Here is a 6,024-nt window from a genome sequence, read left to right on the forward strand (position 1 = left end):
AACGGAGTCAATCATGATTAATAAACGCTTCTTTAAAACCAAAAATGAGGTTGAGGTGACTTTTGAGTTACCACAAGATCAGGTTGGTCATTGTGTCGCTATTGTTGCGGATTTTTTAAATTGGCAACCCATTCAAATGGAGAAAGTGACGAAGACAAAGTCGTTTAAGTTTAAAACTCGTCTGCCAAAAGACGGCCAGTTTGAATTTCGCTATTTGGTGGATAATGAAAAGTGGGTGAATGATCCTAACGCTGACCGTTATCAACCGAATGGATATGGATCGGATAATTGCTTGGTTTCAACCTATCAGTAAACTGAATGAATGTGAAATTAAGTGATTATACTCCGTTGGATTTTGTCTATATTAAGGCGCATTTGCGCCTTTTTTGCATCAAATATGACATTAGGCAGGTGACAAGAGTGGCAGAAATTCGTACCCTTATACCTTTGTCTTAATCATTTATTATAAGGTCAAGTAAGTGCTATCCAGAAGTTTGATATTTCGCTTCAGCGCATTCTCCAAGCCGCGAAGAATGATGCTTTTGAGCCTTCCTATTGTTGCCGCATTGGTTTTTTACGCAACAAACAAAAGCGACCAATACCCACGTACTGTTGATTTATCGATATCCGAATCTGTATTTGAAAGCGATCCAGTCGTTGAGGCTGAGGTGCCTGAGGATATTCCCGATTACGAATACGTAATTAAACGAGGGGATAACCTGAGCAGCATTTTTGATCAGTTGGGCTTTGGTTACAGTGAGCTGATGAAAGTCATGGAAACCGACCTGAACTATTTGGCGCTGGATACGCTAAAGCCCGGCAATACCCTAAGATTTTGGCGCGATCCAGAAACGCAAGGGTTGGGGAAAATGGAACTAGAGTTCAGTATTGTCGAACGGGCGGTTTACACCAGACTTGACGACGGCAGTTATGCTTTCAATGATGTCAAAATTCCCGGTGTTTGGAAAGAGCAAGCGCTAGTTGGGGAAATTGCGGGGAGTTTTTCGCAGTCTTTGCATCGATTAGGTTTAGGCAGTGCTGAGAATGAACAGATTGTCACTCTATTGAAGGATAAACTGAACTTCTCTCGAGATTTACGAGCTGGCGATGTATTCGAAGTGGTGCTTTCCAAACAGTATGTCGGAAACAAAATAACCGGCAACAAAGAATTGCAGGCGATAAAAATTTATAATCGCGGCCGTGAGCTGACAGCTTATCTCCACTCTGATGGTCAATACTATGATAAGAATGGCAACAGTCTTCAACGTGCATTTCAGCGTAAGCCGATCAGTGGAAGCTATCGTTTAAGCTCAAACTTTAATCCAACCCGTAAACACCCAGTGACGGGGCGCATTGCACCACACAATGGAACGGATTGGGCCACTCCCACTGGGACACCCATTGTATCGACGGGCGATGGTGTTGTTATTATGACCCGTAAACATCCGTATGCGGGTAATTATGTGGTGATTGAACATGGCAGCCGATATAAGACTCGCTATTTGCATTTGAGTAAAATATTGGTCCGTAAAGGCCAAAAAGTGTCACGTGGGCAACAAATTGGATTATCTGGTTCGACGGGACGAGTAACAGGTCCTCACATCCACTATGAGTTGATTGATCGTGGCAGGCCTGTCAATGCAATGAAAGCCAACATTCCCATGGCGAGTTCAGTACCCAAAGTGGAAATGGCAGCGTTTAAAGAGCGGCGTGATCAACTGGATACTATGCTTCGACAGCAAGAGATTCAGCTCGCGGATCAAAGTGCTTCACCTCCAACGAGTTAGAGTGTTAAAACAGCGTCTTCGGACGCTGTTTTATTGTCTATACTCACCCGTTTTTCTGCGTGACTAACGTGGCCAAGTCTCTTATCCTGAAGTTAAATTGACAGCCGTCAATATGAAAACATTGCTATGTGTTAATCTTTGGCTTCGTGTCGGTTTGGTATGTCGATATTGATACCTCCGCCCACTATAAAGCGGATACGACAGAGTATTCGACTGACGTACAGGGTGACTCCTAAGTATTGATGATTGGCGGTGGTGACACTTTTTAAAGACATTGATGCCTCACAGCTAAGCCAGCGGCACCGCTGGCTTATTTAGTCCGTTGCTCGGGGTTCAAACCATTGATTGGGGACTTTAACAGCGACCACATCACTTTCGCAACAAAGGCTATCACCAGCGTAAAGCGCACAACTAACGACAATTTTATTCTCTTTTGCTTCTTCGATTGTGGCCAACAGAGTGATCTCTTGATTGATTGGCACGGGTTTGATAAAACGCACTTCCAAATGTCCTGTCGCGAACCAGATGGTGTCACCATCTCCGATCCCTCTGTCTTGCATCTGGTAACCCTTTGCTATCGCCGTACAAACACAATGGCAATCGATAATGGTCGAAATAATCCCGCCGTTGAGAAAATGAAGCGGCCCTGCACTATGGTGAGCGGAGGGTGTAAAGTGAGCAATGGAAGTATTTTCCTTTTGCCAGTGACTTTTAATCTGTAAGCCAAATGGGTTTTCTGGCCCACAGCCAAAACAATGGTTATTGGGGATCTGTTCTTGAAATGCTTTGCCCATATTCATATGCTTTTCTGACCGTTATTTGTTCTGATATATGGCCTCCAGTTAAGCAATAAACTTTGTGAGTTGAAAGCCCAGTCAATGAAATTGTGAAGACAAACAGGAGGCTGTTGGGAGGTCATGTTTTCTTGTATAGGTAGTGACGTAACTAATTATTATATATACATAATGACGGTATTAATTAATATTACTAATATCAATAGAATTTATCTCAAACTTTACGAGGAAAACATCTACTTAAGTGAGATCTCAATATCATTTAATTGATTTTGTGAATGACGTTAATCCCGTTGCATTTTATCTTTTGGGCGCTTATGGAGCGTATAATTAAATAGGATGTAACGAATGAACAAAGGATATAAGCTTTCAGCGCTTGCTGCTGCCATTATGGCGTCAGCCTCTATTTCAGCTAACGTCAGTGCTGATTCAAGCCCAATCAATTCCCCCTTTATTAAAGACGTGAAAGGCAACATTGTTGCCGATTTCTCCCCCAAGCCTGCTCGACCTGCTTTCTTTTCTATGCGAATGATGAGTACGCCGTCAGAAGATCGTGGTGATTGGTTTAACGCCTCTGCAAACTATTCTAGCCTACAAGGTGTCGGTGCGGACTACGTTTATGAATCTTTAATGCCACCGTTGAAACCACAACCAGTGATTGTTGCTGTCCTAGATTCTGGGGTTGATGTGGATCATGAAGATCTTAAGAATAAACTGTGGACTAACGTAGATGAAATCCCGGGCAATGGCATTGATGATGATGGCAACGGTTACATCGACGATATTCATGGCTGGAACTTTCTGGGTAACTCCTTGGGTGTGAATGTTGATCACGATACATTGGAAGTGACGCGTGAATATAAGAAATACCTCGAACTTCTTGAAGGTAAGCACTGGATTCCACGAAAAAAACGTGAGTACTATGAGGGCGTTGAAGCGGATTATCTAGCCTCAGTCAACTCTTATCAAGAATCACTTGATAAAGTGACGCAAGCGACAGAGCAAGCCAATCAGTTTAAGAGCACCATTACGCAGTTGACTGACCATAAGGATTTTACCGTCGCTGGGCTTCAAGTGCTGCTCAACCACGCGAATCAAGACGTTGTAGACGCGGCTCAAGGGCTGCTCAGTGTTTTTGAAAGCTGGTACTCGTTCGACTATCTGGAGTCACGTCGAGTTCGATATCAGGAATCATTGGATTATCATTACAACCTCGAATTTGATACCCGCAAAGACGTCGTGATGGATGATATCTATAACCCATGGGAAAAGGGCTATGGAAACAACGACGTGAAAGGCCCAGTGGGCTCTCACGGAACGCATGTTGCTGGAATCATTGCCGCTGAACGCCGTAATGGCCTTGGTATTGACGGGTTGTCAGATGCAGCACAAATCATGGCCGTTCGTATGGTACCAAATGGTGATGAGCGGGACAAAGATATCGCGAATGCTGTGCGTTATGCGGTAGATAATGGTGCAAAGATCATCAACATGAGCTTCGGTAAGAGCTATTCTCCACGTAAGTTTATCGTCGATCATGCTTTCCGTTACGCAGCGCGTAAAGGGGTGCTAATTGTGCATTCGGCGGGTAACAGCCGTAATGACAACGACATCAAACCAAGCTTCCCGAACCGTTATGCAAAACATTCTTGGTCTAAACCTATCTCGACTTGGATGGACGTAGGAGCGTCTGCCAAGCATGCTGATAATGCGCTTGTGGCGAGTTTCAGTAACTTTGGTCAAGAGTCCGTCGATGTATTTGCACCGGGTTACCGAATTCTTTCATCAACACCAAATAATACCTACTCTGCATACAGTGGCACGAGTATGGCTGCTCCAGTGGTTTCAGGTGTGGCGGCGATGGTATGGTCTCGATACCCAGATCTATCAGCGGTTGAGATGAAAGAGCTACTAATGAGTCAATCGCGTAACTATCCTGAGTTGTTGGTCAATAAGCCTTCGACTCCGGAAGACTTGGTACCTTTTAGTACCTTGTCTATTTCAGGCGGTATTGTTGACGCAGAAGCGATTTTCGCTGAGTTAGAAAGCCGTTAATCCGATCATGCTATGAGCGGGGGGGGGGGGCGAGAAGTCTCGCTCCCTCATTTAATAACAATTCTGTCTACTTTGCTCATCCTGCCCATTGAATCAAACACCAATTCATTAAGGCTCAAATCGAATCCTCTGTCTCCATGCCTTCCTCTATCAATGTGACTTTCATGTTTTGGTACAATATATAGTGCTAATTGAATGTGGATTTGCACAACATAGTGTGTTTCAATCACGCGGGGACCACTTCTCTAAATGGGGACAGGCATCGTACTTCGCGGGTGCCTAATGTACCTAATGAGTGCCTAATGAGGACAGGCATGAAAAACTGTGTTGTTCAGGGTCAAGTCACCGGAACCAGAAAAAATAAGGTAACGAAATGAAGCAAAGTATTGTTCATATTTCACTAGTGGTAAGAGACTATGATGAAGCCATTGATTTCTACGTTAACAAACTGCAATTTGAACTAATTGAAGATACCTATCAACCGGAACAGGATAAACGTTGGGTTGTCGTAGCCCCACCCAATTCCAATGGAGTATCGTTGTTATTGGCGAGAGCATCGAAGCCTGAGCAATTAGACTTTATAGGAAATCAAACAGGTGGGCGTGTCTTCTTATTCTTAAATACTGACGACTTCTGGCGCGATTATGAACGTATGAAATCAATCGGTATTCAGTTTGTTCGTAGCCCGCAACATGAGGACTACGGGACAGTCGCAGTTTTTGAAGACTTGTACGGTAACCTTTGGGATCTTCTTCAGTTAAATCCGGATCACCCCGTTGCTAAAAAATAGCTGTAAAATATAGGGACAAGAAATAGGGACAGACACCATATAAACGCATAAGGGGCCTAACGATAGGTGCATTGACTGAAGCAAGCCATCTGTAGCGTTTGACAATGACAAAGGATAAGAGTCTTAGATTGATAGGCATATTCATTCCCAGCGTTCGCTGAGAACGAGATTAAAAATGGCATGTTATGTGAGCTGATACCCGTGTATACGCTGCCTGTTCATTATCGGGATGACCGTGGGGAAACACTCTTTCCCTCCCACCAATAAAGCGCGTTTATGTTCTAACTGGGTGCATGCCGTTAACCAAGAGGATGGGCTGATTTTCACTGTTTGGAGCAGTGGTGGTATGGATTGAGGGACGCTTTTTTTGTTCGGCCTCACCTGTCTTCCGGTCCAATCGACCAGCTCAAGGTAGTCGACCAACCGAAAAGGTAGGCCGTCGAGGTTAGTCTGGTCAGCGTGACCAATAAAAGGATAAAGGCAAGGAGCGCTTGGTTGTGGCTGACTTAAGGCTTCAAGCCGCACTTTAATGGAAGTATAGTCACACGCTTGTAACGTATCGCTTAGGCCAGCACGGATAGGATTTAAGTCCGTGTAT

Annotated in this window: 6 protein-coding genes and 1 pseudogene; 4 read left to right on the forward strand and 3 right to left on the reverse strand. The window is 44.2% G+C overall.

Features of this window, described 5'->3' with window-relative positions; all coding sequences use genetic code 11:
* The first annotated feature begins 13 nt into the window (after positions 1 to 13).
* Positions 14 to 313, forward strand: coding sequence for an isoamylase early set domain-containing protein (locus HLM86_RS08115; protein WP_076588554.1), 300 nt, complete (start codon positions 14 to 16; stop codon positions 311 to 313).
* Positions 314 to 479: 166 nt separating this feature from the next.
* Positions 480 to 1,787, forward strand: a complete 1,308-nt coding sequence (shyA, locus tag HLM86_RS08120) for a peptidoglycan DD-endopeptidase ShyA (RefSeq protein WP_483887724.1) — start codon at positions 480 to 482, stop codon at positions 1,785 to 1,787.
* A gap of 131 nt (positions 1,788 to 1,918) precedes the next feature.
* Here the strand turns inward: shyA and HLM86_RS08125 are convergent, their stop codons facing one another.
* Both HLM86_RS08125 and HLM86_RS08130 read right to left on the reverse strand, forming a co-directional pair.
* Positions 1,919 to 2,062 carry a hypothetical protein gene (locus tag HLM86_RS08125; RefSeq protein ID WP_170882565.1) on the reverse strand — a complete coding sequence of 48 codons (144 nt, stop codon included), beginning with the start codon at positions 2,060 to 2,062 and terminating at the stop codon, positions 1,919 to 1,921.
* Positions 2,063 to 2,101: 39 nt separating this feature from the next.
* Positions 2,102 to 2,587 carry a PaaI family thioesterase gene (locus HLM86_RS08130; protein WP_076588557.1) on the reverse strand — a complete coding sequence of 162 codons (486 nt, stop codon included), beginning with the start codon at positions 2,585 to 2,587 and terminating at the stop codon, positions 2,102 to 2,104.
* Between the two features lie 342 nt (positions 2,588 to 2,929).
* Between HLM86_RS08130 and HLM86_RS08135 the strand changes: the two genes are divergently transcribed.
* Both HLM86_RS08135 and HLM86_RS08140 read left to right on the forward strand, forming a co-directional pair.
* A complete protein-coding gene (locus HLM86_RS08135; protein WP_170882566.1) occupies positions 2,930 to 4,636 on the forward strand; it encodes a S8 family peptidase in 1,707 nt (568 codons plus the stop codon).
* 373 nt (positions 4,637 to 5,009) lie between these two features.
* Positions 5,010 to 5,426 carry a VOC family protein gene (locus HLM86_RS08140; protein WP_076588560.1) on the forward strand — a complete coding sequence of 139 codons (417 nt, stop codon included), beginning with the start codon at positions 5,010 to 5,012 and terminating at the stop codon, positions 5,424 to 5,426.
* 183 nt (positions 5,427 to 5,609) lie between these two features.
* Here HLM86_RS08140 and HLM86_RS08145 read toward each other — a convergent pair.
* Positions 5,610 to 6,024 (reverse strand): annotated as a pseudogene (locus tag HLM86_RS08145) (transposase); the annotation flags it as partial.

Source organism: Vibrio ostreicida (genome assembly GCF_013074385.2).
Lineage (GTDB): Bacteria > Pseudomonadota > Gammaproteobacteria > Enterobacterales > Vibrionaceae > Vibrio > Vibrio ostreicida.